The organism is Methylobacterium endophyticum (genome assembly GCF_050591105.1).
In the GTDB taxonomy this organism is placed as follows: Bacteria; Pseudomonadota; Alphaproteobacteria; order Rhizobiales; family Beijerinckiaceae; genus Methylobacterium.
In genome coordinates this window covers 15,692-33,141 of sequence record NZ_JBNHES010000014.1, presented here as the reverse complement: position 1 = coordinate 33,141, position 17,450 = coordinate 15,692, and the positions used below count along the sequence as shown (strand labels likewise).

The 17,450-nt window shown below is 68.3% G+C and carries 14 protein-coding genes and 1 tRNA gene; 6 read left to right on the top strand and 9 right to left on the bottom strand.

Translation table 11 applies throughout. The features are described 5' to 3' along the window. Positions 1-19 precede the first annotated feature (19 nt). From ACP56T_RS15550 to ACP56T_RS15540, 3 genes are all read left to right on the top strand, one after another. Entirely contained in the window at positions 20-2,191 is a 2,172-nt protein-coding gene (locus ACP56T_RS15550; RefSeq protein ID WP_430913044.1) for a TonB-dependent receptor, read from the top strand. Further along, the gene (locus tag ACP56T_RS15545) at positions 2,188-3,660 is read left to right on the top strand and encodes a PepSY domain-containing protein (protein WP_430913043.1); all 1,473 of its coding nucleotides are present in this window, start codon (positions 2,188-2,190) and stop codon (positions 3,658-3,660) included. The genes ACP56T_RS15550 and ACP56T_RS15545 overlap by 4 nt, the downstream gene beginning before the upstream one ends. Positions 3,661-3,767: 107 nt before the next feature. Continuing rightward, entirely contained in the window at positions 3,768-4,649 is an 882-nt protein-coding gene (locus ACP56T_RS15540) for a class I SAM-dependent methyltransferase (RefSeq protein WP_430913042.1), read from the top strand. A gap of 135 nt (positions 4,650-4,784) precedes the next feature. Here ACP56T_RS15540 and ACP56T_RS15535 read toward each other — a convergent pair whose 3' ends face one another. Together ACP56T_RS15535 and ACP56T_RS15530 are read right to left on the bottom strand one after the other, a co-directional pair. Beyond that, positions 4,785-6,917, bottom strand: a complete 2,133-nt coding sequence (locus ACP56T_RS15535; protein ID WP_430913041.1) for a molybdopterin-containing oxidoreductase family protein — start codon at positions 6,915-6,917, stop codon at positions 4,785-4,787. 192 nt (positions 6,918-7,109) lie between these two features. After that, the gene (locus tag ACP56T_RS15530; protein ID WP_430913040.1) at positions 7,110-8,060 is read right to left on the bottom strand and encodes a LysR family transcriptional regulator; all 951 of its coding nucleotides are present in this window, start codon (positions 8,058-8,060) and stop codon (positions 7,110-7,112) included. Positions 8,061-8,157: 97 nt separating this feature from the next. Between ACP56T_RS15530 and ACP56T_RS15525 the strand changes: the two genes are divergently transcribed. Beyond that, positions 8,158-8,523: a hypothetical protein gene (locus tag ACP56T_RS15525; RefSeq protein ID WP_430913039.1), complete on the top strand. Its 366-nt coding sequence runs from the start codon at positions 8,158-8,160 to the stop codon at positions 8,521-8,523. A 50-nt stretch (positions 8,524-8,573) separates the two neighbouring features. On the opposite strand, the gene ACP56T_RS15520 is transcribed toward ACP56T_RS15525, so the two are convergent. The 6 genes from ACP56T_RS15520 to ACP56T_RS15495 are packed head-to-tail and all read right to left on the bottom strand — an operon-like array spanning position 8,574 to position 14,992. Continuing rightward, complete coding sequence (locus tag ACP56T_RS15520; protein ID WP_430913038.1) at positions 8,574-9,515, bottom strand: acetamidase/formamidase family protein; 942 nt, start codon at positions 9,513-9,515, stop codon at positions 8,574-8,576. Between the two features lie 20 nt (positions 9,516-9,535). Beyond that, a complete protein-coding gene (gene urtE / locus ACP56T_RS15515; RefSeq protein ID WP_430913037.1) occupies positions 9,536-10,252 on the bottom strand; it encodes an urea ABC transporter ATP-binding subunit UrtE in 717 nt (238 codons plus the stop codon). Continuing rightward, complete coding sequence (locus tag ACP56T_RS15510) at positions 10,249-10,959, bottom strand: ABC transporter ATP-binding protein (RefSeq protein ID WP_430913036.1); 711 nt, start codon at positions 10,957-10,959, stop codon at positions 10,249-10,251. Before ACP56T_RS15510 ends, urtE begins: the two co-directional genes overlap by 4 nt. Then, a complete protein-coding gene (gene urtC / locus ACP56T_RS15505) occupies positions 10,956-12,074 on the bottom strand; it encodes an urea ABC transporter permease subunit UrtC (protein WP_430913035.1) in 1,119 nt (372 codons plus the stop codon). The genes ACP56T_RS15510 and urtC overlap by 4 nt, the downstream gene beginning before the upstream one ends. Further along, positions 12,071-13,732, bottom strand: coding sequence for an urea ABC transporter permease subunit UrtB (gene urtB, locus ACP56T_RS15500; RefSeq protein WP_430913034.1), 1,662 nt, complete (start codon positions 13,730-13,732; stop codon positions 12,071-12,073). Before urtB ends, urtC begins: the two co-directional genes overlap by 4 nt. Before the next feature lie 33 nt (positions 13,733-13,765). Then, positions 13,766-14,992, bottom strand: a complete 1,227-nt coding sequence (locus ACP56T_RS15495; RefSeq protein ID WP_430913033.1) for a transporter substrate-binding protein — start codon at positions 14,990-14,992, stop codon at positions 13,766-13,768. A 261-nt stretch (positions 14,993-15,253) separates the two neighbouring features. Here ACP56T_RS15495 and ACP56T_RS15490 point away from each other — a divergent pair, with 261 nt between their 5' ends. Next, positions 15,254-15,622, top strand: a complete 369-nt coding sequence (locus ACP56T_RS15490; RefSeq protein ID WP_430913032.1) for a transposase — start codon at positions 15,254-15,256, stop codon at positions 15,620-15,622. 229 nt (positions 15,623-15,851) lie between these two features. Continuing rightward, positions 15,852-15,928, top strand: a tRNA-Arg gene (locus ACP56T_RS15485). A 277-nt stretch (positions 15,929-16,205) separates the two neighbouring features. Here the strand turns inward: ACP56T_RS15485 and ACP56T_RS15480 are convergent. After that, positions 16,206-17,294, bottom strand: coding sequence for a hypothetical protein (locus ACP56T_RS15480; protein ID WP_430913031.1), 1,089 nt, complete (start codon positions 17,292-17,294; stop codon positions 16,206-16,208). Positions 17,295-17,450: the final 156 nt, after the last annotated feature.

The window sequence follows — 17,450 nt, the reverse complement described above, 5'->3', positions numbered from 1 at the left end:
GTTGCCCGAGGCCCATCCCGTGTCCCGCCTTTCGAACCTGTCGCACAGCGCGAGCCTGTGCGCGCTCTGCCTGCTCCTCCCCGCCGCCGCCCAGGCCGAGCCGGCCCAGGACGGCGTCGTCCTCGACCAGCTCTCCGTCGAGGGCCGTGGCGGCGGCGTCAGCCTCACCCGCGCCGATCCGGTCGGGCTCAACCTGCGCACCCCCGACCGGGGCGCGAGCCGCCTCGGCCTGACGCCGCTGGAGACCCCGGCCAGCGTCGACGTGATCGCCGGCGAGACCGCGCGGCTGCGCGGCCAGAACACCGTGCAGGAGGCCGTCACCGAGAACGCCACCGGCATCACCACCATCGCCGCTCCCGGCAACGGCAACGGCGCCTTTGCGAGCCGGGGCTTCGCCGGGCCGAACTCGATCCAGCAGCTCTACGACGGCACCCGCCTGTTCGTGGGCGCCGGCACCGTCACCTTCCCCTTCGACACCTGGAACATCGAGCGGATCGAGGTGCTGCGCGGGCCGGCCTCCGTGCTCTACGGGGACGGCGCCATCGGCGGCGTCGTCAACGTCGTGACCAAGAAGCCGAGCTTCATCCCCATCAACGCAGCGCGCGCCGCCATCGGCTCGGACGGCACCGCGCGGCTCGCCTTCGATTCCGGCGGCCCCATCGGCGAATCCATCGCCTATCGTCTCAATGTCAGCGGCAACCGCTCGGATGGCTGGATGCGGCCGGAGGGCGATTTCCGCAACCTCGCGGTCTCCGGCGCGCTGCTGCTCCAGGCGACCCCCGACCTCGCCTTCACCCTCTCGCACGATCTCGGCTACCAGGAGCCGGCCCGCTACTGGGGCTCGCCGCTGGTCGAGGGGCGCATCCTGAATGCGCTGCGCTTCAACAACTACAATGTCCGCGACGCCAAGGTGACATGGGCCGACAACTGGACCCAGCTCAAGGCCGAGTGGACGCCCACTGCCGATGTCACCATCCGCAACACCGCCTACCGCTTGCAGAGCCGACGCCACTGGCTCGACGTGGAGCAATACGCCTTCAATCGCGGCACGGGGCTGATCGACCGCTCGGACTATCTCGAGATCTACCACCAGCAGGAGCAGATCGGGAACCGCTTCGACGCGACCGTCAAGGGCAACGTCTTCGGCCTGCGCAACGAGTTCTCGGCCGGCTTCGACGTGAACCATGTCGATTTCCGCCACACCAACAACTTCTATTTCGATACCAGCACCAGCGTGCCGGCGATGGGCTACGATCCCGGCCTGTTTCCGCAGAACGGGCGCGCGATTCCGGCCTACGCGACGCAGACCAACCAGGCCTCCGTCTTCGCCGAGGACCGGCTGATCCTCACCGACCGGCTCTCCTTCCTCACGGGCGTGCGCTTCGACGCCTCGAATCTTCAGCGCAACAACCTCCAGACGGGCGCCGCCTTCGAGAAGTCGTTCCAGGGGCTAGGCTACCGCTTCGGGTTGGTCTTCGCCGCGACGCCCGATACCTCGCTCTACGTGCAATACGCCACCGCGACCGATCCGGTGGGCAGCCTGATCTCGCTGTCGCAATCGCTGTCGACCTTCAAGCTCTCGACCGGGCGTCAGGTCGAGGTCGGCGCCAAGGGGCTCGCCTTCTCGGGCGGCCTCGAATGGACAATTGCCGGCTACAGGATCGTGAAGGACAACCTGATCTCGGCCATTCCCGGCTCGCCGCAATTCTCGACCCAGGTCGGCCAGCAATCCTCCGAAGGCGTCGAGGCGGCGCTCTCGCTCCACCTGCCGGCAGGCTGGCGCATCGACGGCAACATCGCCCTGCTGCATGCGCAATACGATGCCTTCACCCAGAACGTGGGCGGCGTCGCGGTGTCCTATGCCGGCAACCAGCCCATCGACGTGCCGGAGCGCGTCGCCAATCTCTGGCTGAACTGGGCCTTCGCCCGCGACTGGGAGGCGCGCATCGGCCTCCAGAATATCGGGCAGGTCTATAGCGACTTCGGCAACGCCGCCCGGCGGCCGGGCTATACCCTGGTCAATCTCGGCCTCGACCATCAGGTGACGGCGAACTCGCGCCTGAGCCTGCGCGTCTACAACGTCTTCGACAAGGTCTACGCCATCAGCGGCAATGCCGTGGACGGGGTCGGCACGAACTGGCTGCTCGGCCGGCCGCGCTCCTTCGAGATCGCCTACAACGTGGCGTGGTGAGGGGGCGCGCGATCCTCAAGCGGGCGAAGCGGTGGCTGTTTCTCGGCCACCGCTGGCTCGGTATCGGCACCGGCTTGCTCTTCGTCGCCTGGTTCCTGTCGGGCCTCGTGATGATGTATGTCGGCTTCCCCTCGCTGACCGAGACGGAGCGGCGCGCCGGTCTGCCGCCCATCGCCTGGGACGAGGTCGCCATCGGCCCCGGCGCGGCGCTGGCGGCGGCCGGGATCGACGGTCTTCCCCGCGACCTGCGCCTCGGGATGCTCGCCGGCCGCCCGGTCTACCGGATCACTGGCTGGGATGGCCGCCGGAGCACCGTTGCGGCGCGCGACGGCACGAGGATCGATGCGGTCTCCACCGGGGAGGCCCTCGCCGTCGCCGCGCGCGACCCGCGTGCCGCCGCGCCCTCGCTCATCGGGGAGATCGGCCGCGACCAGTGGTCGGTGACGGCCCGCTTCGATCCGTTGCGTCCCTTCCACCTGATCGCTCTCGGCGACGCGGAGGATACGCGGCTCTACGTCTCCGCGCGCACGGGCGAGATCGCTCTCGACACCACCCGCTCGGAACGGATCTGGAACTGGCTCGGCGCCGTCACGCATTGGATCTATCCGACGCCGTTGCGGGCCGAGGCCGATCTCTGGCGCGACGTGGTGCTCTGGGTCTCGGGCGTCGCGGCCCTGAACGCGGGTGCCGGGCTCGTCGCCGGCATCCTCCGGCTGCGCCTGCGGCGGCGCTATCCGACAGGCGCCGCGACGCCCTATCGCGGTCTCGCCGCGTGGCATCACATCGGCGGCCTCGTCGGGGGCGTGAGCCTGCTCGCCTTCATCGTCAGCGGCTGGCTCTCCATGAACCCGAACCGCTGGTTCTCCTCGCCGAACCCGCCCCGCGACATGCTGGAGCGCTATGCCGGCACGCCGGAGCGGGGGCTCGCCCTCGATCCCTCCGCCCTGCGCGCCGCCGGCTCGGACGTCGTGGAGCTGCGCTTCGCCGCCGTCGGTGGCCGGCCGCAGGCGATCGCGCTGCATCGGGATCGCCGGAGCGAGCGCTGTTGCGCGCCGACATCCGATCTCGCGGCCGCGATCCGTGCCGCTGCGCCGCGCCTGCTGCCGAGCGCGTCCCCGGTCCGCTTCGAGACGCTCGCGGAGGAGGACGCCTATTGGTACTCCCACCATCGCGAGCGCGTCCTGCCGGTGATCCGCGTCGTCTTCGACGATGCCGACGCGACCTGGTTCCACGTCGATCCGGGCACGGGCGAGGTGTTGAACCGCCTCGACCGCTCCGGCCGCATCAACCGCTGGGTGTTCAACGGCCTGCACACCCTCGATTTCGGCCTGCTGCTGAGGCACCGTCCGGCCTGGGACATCGTGCTCTGGCTGCTCAGCGCGGCAGGGCTCGTCGTCTCCATCTCGGGCACGGTGATGGGCTGGCGCCGGCTTCGGACCCGCGCGGCACGGCGGCCCCGCCCGGCGTGAGCATTCTGCCGCAGGCGCGATCCGTGGAGGAGCACGACCGGCGGGCGGACGCTGTATGAATTCATGCTACCACTTGCCATTGCAGATTTCGTGGGAGCGGGCGGGCGATGGCGACAAGGAACGTGGAGCTTCTGGGCGTCCGAACGACAGTGTTCGCGAGCGGAAACCGGGCCGGGTTCGAGCTGTCCCTGCCCATCGGGGCCTTGCGCCGTCGCCGCCCCAGTGCGCCCGCACCGGCCGCTCCCGCCAACGCCGATGTAGAGCCGGCAAAGGACGAGTTGTCGCGGGCCGTATCGAAGCTCGATTGGTATCACACCCTCGATCTCGGCGGGGTGGTCACGCCGGGGTTCTACGACCATCGCGACATCCTGCCCCTCTACGGGCTGCCGGACCGGCTGGACGGAATGCGCGTGCTCGACATCGCCTGTTTCGACGGGTTCTGGTCCTTCGAGTTCGAGAAGCGCGGCGCGGCCGAGGTCGTCGCCCTCGATATCCGCACGGCGCGCGAGCTCGACCTGCCCTGGCGCCTGCGCGATTCCATGAGCGAGGCGGATCTGGATCGCCGCTTCGGCGACGGCTTCCGGCTCGCGCATGAGCGGCTCGGCTCCTCGGTGAGGCACGAGCACTGCAACGTCTACGACCTGTCGCCGGAACGGCTGGGGCAGTTCGATCTCGTGCATTGCGGAGACCTGCTGCTGCACCTGCGCGATCCCGCCCGCGCGCTCTACAACATGCGCCGCGTCACCAGGGGCAAGGCGCTGATCTCCGACTGTATCTATCCCGATCTCGACCGGCACGACGGCCTGCCGCTGATGCAGTATGACGGGGGCTTGAGCGAGAACATCTGGTGGCGCTTCGGCGCGAACGCGCTCTCCGCCATGATCCGCGATGCCGGGTTCGGCTCGGTGAGGGAGAAGACCCGCTTCCGCTACGGCCCGCGCGGAGAGCCGGCGACCATGTGGCACGCGGTCTACGACGCCGCCGCCTGAGCGGGCCGGAACCCTCCTCCTCCTCGTGGGCAGAAGGGTTCCGGCGCGGCGGTAATGTCCGAAGCACCCCGGACCTCGATCCCTCCCCGCGAGGAGAGGGACGAGCGCGCGATCAGTGCCCGGTGGTGTCCGCGCCTATTGCGCCAGACCCACCTGCACGAGGTTGTCGCTGAAGGTCGGCGAGTGGCCCATGCCCCCATAGGTGGACGAGCTGATGACGTTCACCGCCCCGCCCCGGTTGAGCGAGTGCCAGTAGCCGAGCGAGGCCACCACCATGCCCGGCGGCACGTCCTCCGTGACCTTGGCCTGCCCGTGGAAGGCGCCCCGATCGTTGAAGACCTTCACCTGCGAACCCTCGGTGATCTCGCGGGTCACGGCGTCCTTCGGGTTGATGAGGATCGCCTGCTCGCCCTGCGAGCGGATCTTGTGCGCCTCGTTCGCGTATTGCGAGTTGAGGAAGCCGTGGCTCTTGGGCGAGACGATGTTGAGCGGGTAGCGTTCGGCCTGGGCCGGGTTCGTCGCCGGGCTTTCGTTGGCCGGCACGTAGCCGGGCAGCGGGTCGAGGGGCTCGCCGCCCTGCTTGGCCTCGTACATCTGCCGGAAGGGCGGAGCGACGAAGTTGCCGTTGTCGACGGCGCTCTGCGAATAGAACTCGCACTTGCCCGAGGGCGTCGGGAAGTTGCCCTCGGCATGGGGCGTGCGCGTGCCGGGATCGCCGATGTTCAGGCGGTAATATCCGTGCTCGCGGAAATGGCTCATGTCGATGCCGCCGAGCTTCGGGCTCTCCCAATCGAGATACCACTCCATCAGCTCGGCCTCGGACATGGAGAACTGCGGCTCGGTGAAGCCGAATGTCCTGGCGAGCCGCCGGAAGAGCTCGGCATTGGAGACCGTCTCGCCCGGCGGCTCGATGGCCTTCTGGTTCAGTGTGAAGAAGAAGTGCCCCCAGGAGAACATCATGTCGTCGTGCTCGGCCGCCATGGTGGCCGGCAGCAGAATGTCGGCATAGCGGGCGGTGTCGGTGACGAAATGCTCGCTCACCACCGTGAACAGGTCCTCGCGCGCCAGCCCGCGCTTGATTTTTTCCGTTTCCGTGGAGTTCGAAACGGGGTTGGCGTTGTAGACCATGAGGGCGTGCACGCCGGGATCGATGCCGACCTCGCCGGTCAAAATCTCGCCGAGCTTGAGCACGTTGAGCGCCCGCGTGCCCTCGGGGATGAGGTCCGGCCGGCAGACGCGGTCCCAATGCACCGGGAACTCCCAGAGCGGCATCTGGTAGATGCCGCCGCCCGCGTCCTTCCAGGAGCCCGTCAGCGCGGGCAGGGAGAAGATCGCCCGCAGCGCCTGGGCGCCGCCGGCGCTGCGCTCCACAGCCACCCCCGGCCGCAGCGCGGCGTTGCGGGTGGTGGCGTATTCCCGCGCGAGCTTGCGGATGTCGTCGGCCGGAATGCCGCAGACGCTCTCGGCGTATTCCGGCGTGAAGGAGGCGGCTCGCTCCTTGAGCGGTTCGAAGCCCACCGTGTGGCGGGCGATGTAGTCGTCGTCGGTGAGCCCCTCGGCGATGATGACGTTGATGAGCGCCATGGCCAGCGCGCCGTCGGTGCCGGGCTTCGGCATCAGGTGCCAGTCGGCCTCCTTGGCGGTGCGCGAGCGGTAGGGATCGATCACCACCACCTTGGCGCCGCGGCGCTGGGCCTCCTTCACCACATGCCAGTGGTGGATGTTGGTCGAGATCGAGTTGCAGCCCCAGATGACGATGTATTTCGATTCCGTGAAGCTCATCGGGTCGGTGCCGTTGGTCGGGCCGACCGTCAGCAGCCACGCGGTGCACGAGCCCGAGCCGCAGAAGGTCTTTTCCGCCACCGTCGCGCCGAGCTTGTTGAAGAACGCGTCGCCCACGGTGAGGCCCTGCACGATGCCCTCGTTGCCGAGATAGTTGTAGGGCAGGATCGCCTCGCGGCCGTGGGTCTCGATCACGGCGGTGAAGCGGCGGTGGATCTCGGAGAGCGCCTCCTCCCAGGTGATGCGCTCGAACTGGCCGCTGCCCTTCGGGCCGCTGCGGCGCATCGGGTGGAGCACCCGGTCCGGGTTGTAGTGGTGCTTGTCGAAATCCTTGACCTTGGCGCAGAGGGCGCCGCGCGTCATCGGGTGGTCGGGGTTGCCGCGCACCTCCACGAGCTTGCCGCCCTCGACCGTGTAGATCATCGAGCAGGTATCGGGGCAGTCGTGGGGACAGGCGCCGAGTGTCTGGGTGGAGTCTTCGAGCATCGTCCTATCCCCTGAGCTGTCGCCGTGTTTTGGCGTTCGTTCTCTGTGACGCGCGGCGCGTGGCGTTCGGCCGGGCCCGAGGGGGCCTGCGTCGATTGCGCAAATGTGCACGAGTCTGGAATCGTTGCAATGCCGGCTCCTGTCGGCCGACAAGCGCGGACTGTCATGAGCGGCGGCCTGCCGCGGACTCGCTCAAGGATGGACTTCGAGCGGCTCCACATCCTGCGTCTCGCTGGCGAGGCGCACGAGGGTCTGGCGCAGCCAGCGATGGGCCGGATCCTCGTCGTGGGAAGCGTGCCAGAGCATCGTGATCGCCACGTCCTCCACCGCGACGGGCACGGGGCTCACGGTGAGCCCGAGGGCATGCGCGAAGTAATGCGCCAGCCGCGCATGCATGGTCGTGACGACCGGCGCCGCGCGCACCAGGAAGGGCACCGCCAGGAATCGCGGCGTCGTCACCGCCAGGGTCCGCTTCAGGCCGAGCTTGGCGAGGGCGTCGTCGACGATGCCGTGCGCCGTCTCGCGCAGGCTCGTGAGGACATGCGGGAAGCGCAGGTAATCCTCGAGCGAGATCGGCGGCTCCAGCCCCAGCTTCTCCGCGTCGAAGAGGCAGACATAGCTGTCGCGGTAGAGCAGCCGCTGCTTGTGGTGCGCCTGTCCCTCGAACAGGAGGCCGATGGCGAGATCGACCCGGCCGGCGTCGAGTTCCTCCACGATATGCGCCCGGTCGACGGAGCGCAGCAGCAGGCGGATGCCCGGCGCCTCCGCCCGCAGGAAGGCGAGCAGGCGCGGCCCGAGCAGCACCTCCGTGCTGTCCGGCAGGCTGATGGTGAAGCTGCGCTCGGCGGTGGCCGGATCGAAGACCTGCTCGCGATGCACGAGCGCCCGGATCTGCCGGAGCGTCGCCCGCAGCGGCTCGGCGAGCGCGAGCGCCCTCGGGGTCGGGCGCATCCCCTCCGGCGCGCGGGTCAGGAGCTCGTCCCCGAGGAGCCGCCTGAGTCGCGCGAGGCTCGAGCTCATGGCGGACTGGCCGACGCCGACCCGCGCCGCCGCGCGCGTGACGCTGCGCTCCGAGAGCAGCGCGTCGAGGGCGACGAGCAGGTTCAGATCGATCCGGCTGAGATCGATTTGATCAATAGTCATTACCGATACGACCTGTTTGATCCATGCCGCAGCGCAAAACATATTCGCGTCACAGGCAAGGGCATCGGGCCCTGCTCACCGGAAAGACGCAAGCATCATGAGCATTCGCACCCTTCTCCCGGCCGCCGCCTTCGTCACGGCGGCCACCCTCGGCTCCGCCACGGCCGCCGAGATCGGGCCCCTCCAGGCCGGCAGCGTCGATCTCGGCACGGTGTCGGGGATCGCCTACTACACCGCCGAGCCGAAGGGCTACCGCGTGGTCGTCACGCTGGCTCCCCGCGTGGCCGCTCCTGCGGTCCGCTTCGAGACGGTGCTGGCCGCCGAGCAGAGCGTGACCCTCTCGACGCCGCGCCAGCCCGGCGCGGAGCCGGAGACCGTCGAGATCCGCCGCGACGGCGACCGCGTCCTCGTCACGCGCTCCCGCGTCGGGAGCGCCACGCGGGAGGCGGCGGCGCTCGAATGAGGCGCGACCGGCCCAAGCCTGTGCCTGGGCCGGCCGCCGCCCGCCCGCGCTCAGGGGAGGGCGCTCTTCGGCATCAGCATGTGCACGCCCTTGTTGCCGTCCACCGTCTGCGTGATGCGCAGGTTCCCGGCGAGCGAGCACAGCATGTAGGCCTGGTTGCGGGTCAGGCTGGTGCGGGCGCAGATATGCCGGATCATCTCGCGCACCGCCTGCCGCATCGCCTCGTCCAGGCTCTCGTGCAGGCCGATGGACATAAGGTCGGTCGGCGTCTCGGCGAAGGGCCACTCGTAGCCGAGGTCCTTGCGCAGGGTGAGCCGGAAGGTGCCGGTGAGCCCGGTCTCCAGCGCCGTGATGCAGACCTCGCCGTCGCCCTGAACGCCGTGGCCGTCGCCGGCATAGAAGCCCGCGCCCGCGTTGTAGACCGGCAGGTACAGCGTCGTGCCGACCTTCAGCTCCTTGTTGTCCATGTTGCCGCCGAAGCCGCGCGGCACCGGCGTGCCGACGCGCCCCCAGGCGGCCGGCGGGGCGGTGCCGAGGATGCCGAAGAACGGATCGAGCTTCAGCTCCGTGCCCCAGGGCAGCACGCAGACGCCGCGCGCGACGTCGATGTCGGGGTGGATGGTCTCGTAGTCGGTGAACTCGTCCGGCAGGGTGCCCAGCAGCGGCAGGATCGCGACGAAGCCCCAGTCCTGACGGAACTTCAGATCGAGGATCTCGACCTGAAGCACGTCGCCGGGCTCGGCGCCCCGGACATGGACCGGGCCGGTGACGAAATGCGGGCCGGGGCCGGGCACGCAAGCCTCGAGCGCCGCCAGGAGATCGGCCGGCACCCGCGACGGGTCGGGATGGAGCGATTCCCGCCCGCCCGCCGGAAAGGAATGCATCGTGACGGTATCGCCCGAGTCGATCTCGAGCACGGGCGGAAGCGCGGCGTCGAAATAGCCCAGCACCATCTTGTCGGGCGTCGCGGGGATCTCGTGATGCGTCGGCATGGGCGCTCCTTCAGGGCCGGTCAGACGGCGATGTGACGGGTGAGGTCGGCTTGGCTGATGGCGCCGCGCTCGCTCCGCTCGACGACCGTGCCGCGCGAGAGGACGACGACGGAATCCGCGAGCCGGATCGCGAAATCGAGATACTGCTCCACCAGGAGCACGGTGATGCGGCCCTTGAGCCCAGCGATCACCGTCTCGATGGCGGAGACGATGGAGGGCTGGATGCCTTCCGTCGGCTCGTCGAGGAGGAGCAGGCGCGGGCGCGTCGCCAGCGCGCGGGCGATGGCGAGCTGCTGCTGCTGTCCGCCGGACAGGTTGCCGCCCGGCCGGTGCCAGAGATCGCGCAGCGCCGGAAACAGCGCCGCCGCCTCGTCGATGGCGCCGGTCCGTTCGAGCCCATGGGCGCGGGCTGCGACGCGCAGGTTCTCGGCGACGGTGAGGTCGGGAAAGATCTCGCGGCCCTGCGGCACCGTGGCGAGACCGGCGCGGGCGCGCCGGTCGGAGGGCCATGACGCGACGTCGGTGCCGTCGAAGGCGATGCGGCCGCCGCTCTCCGGGATCAGCCCGGCGAGGCAGCGCAGCAGAGTCGTCTTGCCGGCGCCGTTGCGGCCGAGGACCGCGAGGCAGGTGCCGGGCTCGATGGCGAGCGCCACGCCGCGCAGCACCTGGGCGCTGCCGTAATGCTGGTCGAGCCCCTCGACCGTGAGCCGCATCGGCGGCGTGTCCCGCATGCTCATCGGCCCAGGAAGACCTCGATGACGCGGGCGTCCTCGCGGGCGCCGCGCATGCCGCCCTCGTAGAGGGTGCGGCCCTCGTGCAGCACTGTCACCCGGTCGGCGATGGCCTCGACGAAGGCCATGTCGTGCTCGATCACCAGGATCGCGCGGTCCGGCCGGCGCAGGGACAGGATCAGCGCGGCGGTGCGCCCGGTCTCGTCGTCGGAGAGGCCCGCCACGGGCTCGTCGAGCAGGATGATTTTGGGGTCCGAGGCCAGCACCACGCCGATCTCGAGCCACTGCTTCTCGCCATGAGCGAGAGAGCCGGCAAGCGCGTCCTCGCGCCCGGAAAGGCCGATCTCGGCCAGCACCTCGGCGATGCGGGCGCTCCGCTCCGCCGGGCCAAGCCCCGCGCCGCAGCCGATATCGAGATTCTCCCGGATCGTGAGCGCCGGGAAGACGCTCGGCTTCTGGAACTTGCGGCGCACGCCGGCCCTGGCGATCTCGGCCTCCGAGCACCGGGTCAGGTCGAGGGTGTCGCCGAGCATCACCCGGCCGCCTCGGGGCTTGGTGATGCCGGAGACGACATCGAGCAGCGTGGTCTTGCCCGCGCCGTTCGGGCCGATGACCGCGCGGACCTCGCCGGGATCGACGGCGAGGGACAGCCCGTCGATGGCGCGGAAGCGCCCGAACACGACCTCGAGATTCTCGACGACGAGGGCGCTCATCGGCGTCCTCGCGCGCGCAGCCAGGTGGGTTTCGCGCGCAACGTGACGAGATCGAGCAGGCCGTTCGGCAGCGCCAGCACCACCACGAGCACCAGCCCCGACAGGATGAAGGGCCACGCCTCCGGCATCGCGGCGCTGAGCCAGAACTTGAGCGCGTTGATCGCGACCGCGCCGATCACCGCGCCGCCGAGCCGCCCCATCCCGCCGATCGCCACCCAGACGGCGATCTCGATGGAGAGATCCGGCGAGAGCACGCGCGGGTTGATGATGCCGACCTGCGGCACGTAGAGGATGCCGGCCAGCGCCGCGATCATGGCGGAGAGGCACCAGATCGCGAGCTTCAGCCGCGTGGTGCCGTAGCCGAGTGTGCGCAGGCGGGTCTCGTCGTCGCGGCAGGCGAGCATGCGCCGGCCGATCCGCCCGGCGACCAGCGCGCGGGTGCCGAGGAGGACGGCGGCGAGGGTGAGAAGCGAGGCGAGGGCGAGGCCGGTGGTCACGGCCGCGGAGCCCATCGCAAGGCCGAACAGCAGCGGGAACCCGGTCATGCCGTTGTTGCCGCCGAGCCCGGTATCGTTGCGGAACATCAGCAGCATGGCGACATAGACCAGCGCCTGGCTGATGATCGAGAAATAGACCCCGTTCACCCGCGAGCGGAACGAGGCGTAGCCGAACACGAAGGCGACGGTCGCGGCCAGCGCCAGCGCCAGGAACAGCGCGTAGGGCGCGCTGGTGAGCCCGGCCCAATAGGCCGGCAGCGTCTTCCAGCCCATGAACTGGACGAAATCGGGCGCGACCCCCGTCACGGAAAAAGCGTGCGCCAGCAGGTGCATGGCGCAGACATAGCCGCCGATGGCGAAGAACAGCCCGTGCCCGAGACTGAGGATTCCGAGATAGCCCCAGACCAGGTCGAGCGAGACCGCGAGGATCGCGAAGGCCGCGAGCTGTCCGACCGTGTTGACGAGGTAGGGAGCGGGCTTCAGCCCGACGAGCCCGATGCAGACCGCGAGGATCGCCGCCAGGATGCCTGCGAGGAGCGGATCGCGCAGCCAGACGGGGAGCGCCCGGCCGGGCGGAGCGGTCATCGGCGCTGGCACGGTCTCGGCGCTGCCGCTCATCGCCTGCGCCTCGCCGCGAACAGCCCCTCGGGCCGGCGTTGCAGGAAGACGATGATGCCGACGAGCACGATCACCTTGGCCGCCACCGCGCCGTAGAACGGCTCGATCAGGACATTGGCGCCGCCGATGCCGAGCGCCGCGACGAGGGTTCCGACCACGGTCCCGACCCCGCCGAGCACCACCACCATGAAGCTGTCGACGATGAAGTTCGCCCCCATGCCCGGATTCACGCTGTAGATCGGGCACAGAGCCACGCCCGCGAGCCCGGCGAGCCCCGAGCCGAAGCCGAAGGCGAGCCGGTCGACCCGCCGGGTGCGGATGCCGAGCGCGCCGGCCATGTCGCGGTTCTGCGTGACGGCGCGGATGTCGAGCCCCAGCGGCGTGCGCCGCAGGATCAGCAGCGTGGCGGCCAGCGTCACGGCGGCGAAAGCGATGGCGAAGAGCCGGTTCCAGGTGACGATGAAGTCCGCGTAGAGCGGCACGCCGCCGCTGACATAGGACGGCATCAGGAATTGCAGGTTCTGCGAGCCGAAGGCGACGCGCACGAGGTTGATCAGGAACAGGCTCACCGCCCAGGTCGCGAGCAGGCTCATCAGCGGACGCCGGTAGAGGTGGCGCAGGATCAGCGCCTCGGCCGCGATGCCGACGCAGGCCGCGGCCAGGAACGCGACGGGGATCGCGGCGAGCAGGTAGAGATCGACGAGGCCGGGGGCGAGCCTGCGGAACGCCTCCTGCACGCCGTAGGCGGCATAGGCGCCCACCATGATGAACTCGCCCTGCGCGAGGTTGATGACCCCCATCAGGCCGAAGATGATCGACAGGCCCGCCGCCGCCATGAACAGGATGCTGGCGAAGCTCAGGGAATTGTAGGCGAGGGCCAGCCCGTTCCCGATGGCGACCGCGCGCTCGACGCGCCCGATTCCGGCATCGAGAGCCGCCTTGAACGCCGGATCGGCGGCATAGGCCGGATCGGCCCTCAGGCTCACGAGCCGGGACAGCGCGGCGCTGGAAGGAGCATCGGCGATGGCGCCGATCGCCGCCCGGCGGCGGGCCGGATCGGGGGCGTTCAGGGCGGCGGCCTGCATCGCCTGGGCGATGGCGGCGCGCAAACCCGCCTCCGTCTCGGCGGCGCGGGCGCGCTCCAGAACGGCGTCGGCATCCGGCACGGTTCCGAGCCGCCGCTCCAGGGTCGCGAGCCCCGCCGCGCGGGCCTCGACGGTCGCGCCCGTGAGCAGCGCCACGATGCCCGAGCCCGTCTCGGCCAGCCCGCGCTGGCGCAGGCCGAGAACCGGCGAGCGCGCCCCCGCTGCCGGCGTCGTCGCGCCTGTCGCCGCGTCGCGACCCTGCGTGGCCCCGGCACGTTCGAGCAGGATGGCGGTGTCCCCGTTACAGGCGAGGCGACGCTCGCTCAGGGCGCGCAGCAGCTCGCCCGCGAAGACGAGATCGCCGGTCGATGCCGTCGCGGCGGACCGGATGATCTCCTCGGCCCCCCGGCCGAGGGCGGCCGCGTCGCCGCAGACCGATTTGGCGAGGGCGGCCCTGTCGATGCCCGCCGCCTGCGCCTGCGCCGCCGGAAGCAGCAGAGCCAAGCCGAGGGCGAACCGCGTCGCGAAGGCCCGGCCGGCGCACAGGGCCGCTTGGAGGACCGCGCCGATCATGCTCGGGGCGACGGGACCGCTGCCAGGGACATCTCAGCCATAGGGGCTGAACGGCACGGGCTTGGGCGCGTCGGGCGACTGCCACAGCACGTCGAAGCCGCGCTTCTCGTTGACCGAGCCGATGAAGACCCCGCGCGAGACGTAGTTGTTCTCGCCCGTCATGGTCAGCGTGTAGCCCGAGGGATCCTCGTAGCTGAGCCCGGCGAAGGCCTTGCGCACCTCGGGCACGGCGAAGCTCTTGGCCTTCGCGGCCGCCAGCGCCCAGAGCATGACGCTGTCATAGGCCGAGACCATCGGATCGATCACGGTGTCGGCGCTGAAGGGCACGTTCTTGGCCTTCACATAGCCCGCCCAGTCGGCGAGGAAGGTCTTGTTGCGCTCGCCCTTCGCGGCCTGGAGATAGGCCCAGCAATTGAGGTGGCCGACGAGCTTCGTGGTATCGAGACCTTCGAGATCGGCCTCCACCATGTCGAGGCCGAGGATCGGCACGTCGGTGGCGAGGATGCCCTGGTTGGCGAACTCGCGCAGGAAGTCGGGGATCGATGAGCCGACGACGGTGAGGACCACGATCGGCTGTCCGCCGGGCTGGGCCGCGAAGCTGCGGATCTGGTTCACGAGGGTCTGGAAGTTCGAGAAGCCGAGCGGCACGTATTCCTCGCGCCAGGCGCTCTCGGCGATGCCCTTCGACTTCCAGTAGCCCTTGAGCAGCTTGTTGATGGTGCGCGGCCAGACGTAATCAGAGCCGATCATGAAGAAGCGCTTGGCGCCGACCCCTTCGGACCCCATGAGGTAGTCGACCGCCGGCAGCACCGAGCTCGACGGGGGCGAGTTGACGTAAACGACGTTCTTCGAGTTCTCCTCGCCCTCGAAATGCAGCGGGTAGAACAGGAGCCCGTCGTTCTGCTCCACCACCGGCAGCACGGATTTGCGCGACACGGAGGTCCAGCAGCCGAACAGGGCCGCGACCTTCTCCTGCTGGAGCATCTGGCGGCCGATCTGCGCGTAGAGCGGCCAGTCGGAGGCGGGATCGGAGGTGATCACCTCGATCTGCTTGCCGTTGACGCCGCCCTTGGCGTTCAACTGGTCGGCGGCCATGCGCACGACGTGGTTGAGGCGTCCCTCGATATTGGCCATCGTGCCCGAGGACGAGAACAGGCAGCCGAGCTTCACCGTGTCCGCCGCCCAGGCCCGGCCCCCGATGGCGGGCATCGCGAGCGCCGCGGCGGTTCCGATCAAGCCCCGTCTCGTGAAATCTGCCATCGGACCCGTGCCTCTGCCTCGTCGCCGGATTGTCCGACCGGGAGCCGGACGGCGGAAGGTCAAAGTGGCCGCATCGGCGGGGGGAGCCTGCGCAAATTGCCGGCTGGCGGCTCGTCTCGTGGGCGTGGGCGAATCCAGAACGTCAAAATTGCCGTTCGGCCCCCGGTCCGGTTCTTGCTGCGGCTTGGATGTCCGAGGTGGCGCGCCCCGTCGGCGGTGCGCGGCATCCCGGTGGGGACATTCCGGACAGGGAAGCTGCGCATGCGTCGATCCCGGCATACGGACCAGGAAATGGCCTTCCTGCTGAAGGAGGCCGCCGATGGGGGCGCCATACCCGAGATCTGCGCGGCGGCCCATATCTCGATCGGCACCTTCTACCGCTGGCGGCGGCGCCTCGGCGGCCTCCCGCCCAAGGGCGTGGAGCGCCTCTCCCGGATCGAGCGCGAGAACGAGAGCCTGCGCGGGGAAGTCCTGCGTCTGCGCTCCGCCCTGCTGGCGCTCTCGGCCCCCGCCGCGGATTCGCGCCGCCCGCTGGCCGCGAAACCCGAGGCCCGCGCGACGGCATCGGTGCATCATCGGGGCGGGGCGGCCTGCGTCGGCCGCTTCGCCTTCGTGCGCACCGCGAACTGAGAGGATCCGCGCGGCTGCATCGACAAGTCTCGACCGACCGTCCCGCCGCACGCGCTCCGCGTCGACGCGGGCTGCACCGCCTTGAAGGCTCTCGCGCAGCGGACACGCTCCCGAAGGTGCGTGCTCCATGTTCCGAGAAAACCACGCCCCACTTCGCTCGAGCGCGGGCCGTTCGCGGCAATGCCCCGTTGCGCCGGGCGGGCCCATCCGCTACGGAGAGGCTGGCTCTGCACCCGTAGCTCAGCTGGATAGAGCGTTGCCCTCCGAAGGCAAAGGTCACACGTTCGAATCGTGTCGGGTGCGCCAATCTCTCTCTCGCGACATATAAAATGAAATTCGCCGCCACGTAGGTGAAATTCGAATTCGTAATGGTCGCGAAGATTATTCCGTAAATTAGCATATGTCCTCAGGGTGCAACTCTCTCTGAGAATTCTCCTGTTGGAAGCCGAATCGTACAAGACCAGGACCGTGCAATTCGATATCTGTGATATTGACGACCCCAATGCCCGCCGATACAGAGATAAAGTCTAGTAGGTGCTTCACGGGCCGTACAAGCTTGTTATTCGAGCTGCGTACTACCCTGTCACGCCAGTGAAGGCAAAACCTCACTATATCGAGCCGCCTTCCTGACTGAGGACGTCAGCGCCTTGAACTCAGGGATGTTGCGTCCTGCACGCGTGACGTTCTCGTACGTTCGTTTATCGACGGTGCAGAGTTCAACGTATGGTGCAAGGCAGGCCAATATAGTGTCGGTCCATTCGCTACCGTCATGCCGGTTCAGTTTTTGGAACCAGCGGGTCAAGCCTCTTTGAATATTCCATGACGGTATCTGCTCTGGCCGAACGGTGGCCTTCAGCGAATCGAATGGAATACCAATCATCGTCGATGCAATCTCCAAATGTTGCCGGAACTGAATAATATCGGTTGCATTCTCAACCGTCATATCTTTAGTAATTTCGGCAGGATGGAGACCCATCTTTTCGAGGAAACTTATGACAGGATTGCTTTCAGCGTTGTAGAATGCCTCGGCACCGCTTTTTACTAATTGAAAAAATTCCGTAGCTACCGATTCGGGATCAGCGATTTTCTTGTCGCCTCGCGCCTTCACATTTTCGGCGAGGTGCCCCTGCATCTTTTCTAAGAGGTGATTCGCCTTGGTAGGCGATCTGATCGGCCTGCGTGAGAGATCCACGATCCTCTCACGGGAGCCACCGAAGTCAGCTGTACGACTGATCGCTATGACTGAACGATGGCGTTCAGTTTGACGACGAAATTCCTCACGGAAGGCTGCCGGCGCAGCATCCAAACCAGCGAGCGCCTCCGCTGCAGGACCGAAGCGCACGACCGTGGCCTGCGTGGAGTTTCGAACGTGGAAGATATCGGCCTCGGGTTCACGAAAGGCGCTCTTCACCTCGGCGGCGATCAAATCGGTGATCGCACCAGCGATTCCCGACCCACTCGTAGACGCAATCCAGGCAGCGACTGGCAGTCGACGCAGGTAGCGAAGCGATCGCTCGACCACGCCGTCATCGTGATAACTCATCAACTCGGCGATATGATGGAGCGAGAGGAACAGAATAAAGCCCTCTTCGAGCATCGTACGCTCGAAGGCTTCTGCTTCAGATCGCTTCGATAAGCTCTCTGAATCCTTGTGACGGATCAGTTCGATCAAATGCGAGGTGTCAAGCGCTAGGAGCCGTAAGGATGAAAAAGTCATCAGTCGCTCGCACTTTCCGCAAAAAGGCCAAACGGAAGCGGACCTGCGCGCTCAGATGCCGGGATTAACACGCCTTCCCAGCGTTGCCACCGTAACCGAGCGTTCACGGCC

Coding starts and splice junctions, on each gene's coding strand:
- ACP56T_RS15540 (WP_430913042.1), top strand. CDS start 3,768: ATGGCGACAAGGAACGTGGAGCTTCTGGGCGTCCGAACGACAGTGTTC.
- ACP56T_RS15535 (WP_430913041.1), bottom strand. CDS start 6,917: ATGCTCGAAGACTCCACCCAGACACTCGGCGCCTGTCCCCACGACTGC.
- ACP56T_RS15530 (WP_430913040.1), bottom strand. CDS start 8,060: ATGACTATTGATCAAATCGATCTCAGCCGGATCGATCTGAACCTGCTC.
- ACP56T_RS15525 (WP_430913039.1), top strand. CDS start 8,158: ATGAGCATTCGCACCCTTCTCCCGGCCGCCGCCTTCGTCACGGCGGCC.
- ACP56T_RS15520 (WP_430913038.1), bottom strand. CDS start 9,515: ATGCCGACGCATCACGAGATCCCCGCGACGCCCGACAAGATGGTGCTG.
- urtE (WP_430913037.1), bottom strand. CDS start 10,252: ATGAGCATGCGGGACACGCCGCCGATGCGGCTCACGGTCGAGGGGCTC.
- ACP56T_RS15510 (WP_430913036.1), bottom strand. CDS start 10,959: ATGAGCGCCCTCGTCGTCGAGAATCTCGAGGTCGTGTTCGGGCGCTTC.
- urtC (WP_430913035.1), bottom strand. CDS start 12,074: ATGAGCGGCAGCGCCGAGACCGTGCCAGCGCCGATGACCGCTCCGCCC.
- urtB (WP_430913034.1), bottom strand. CDS start 13,732: ATGATCGGCGCGGTCCTCCAAGCGGCCCTGTGCGCCGGCCGGGCCTTC.
- ACP56T_RS15495 (WP_430913033.1), bottom strand. CDS start 14,992: ATGGCAGATTTCACGAGACGGGGCTTGATCGGAACCGCCGCGGCGCTC.
- ACP56T_RS15490 (WP_430913032.1), top strand. CDS start 15,254: ATGCGTCGATCCCGGCATACGGACCAGGAAATGGCCTTCCTGCTGAAG.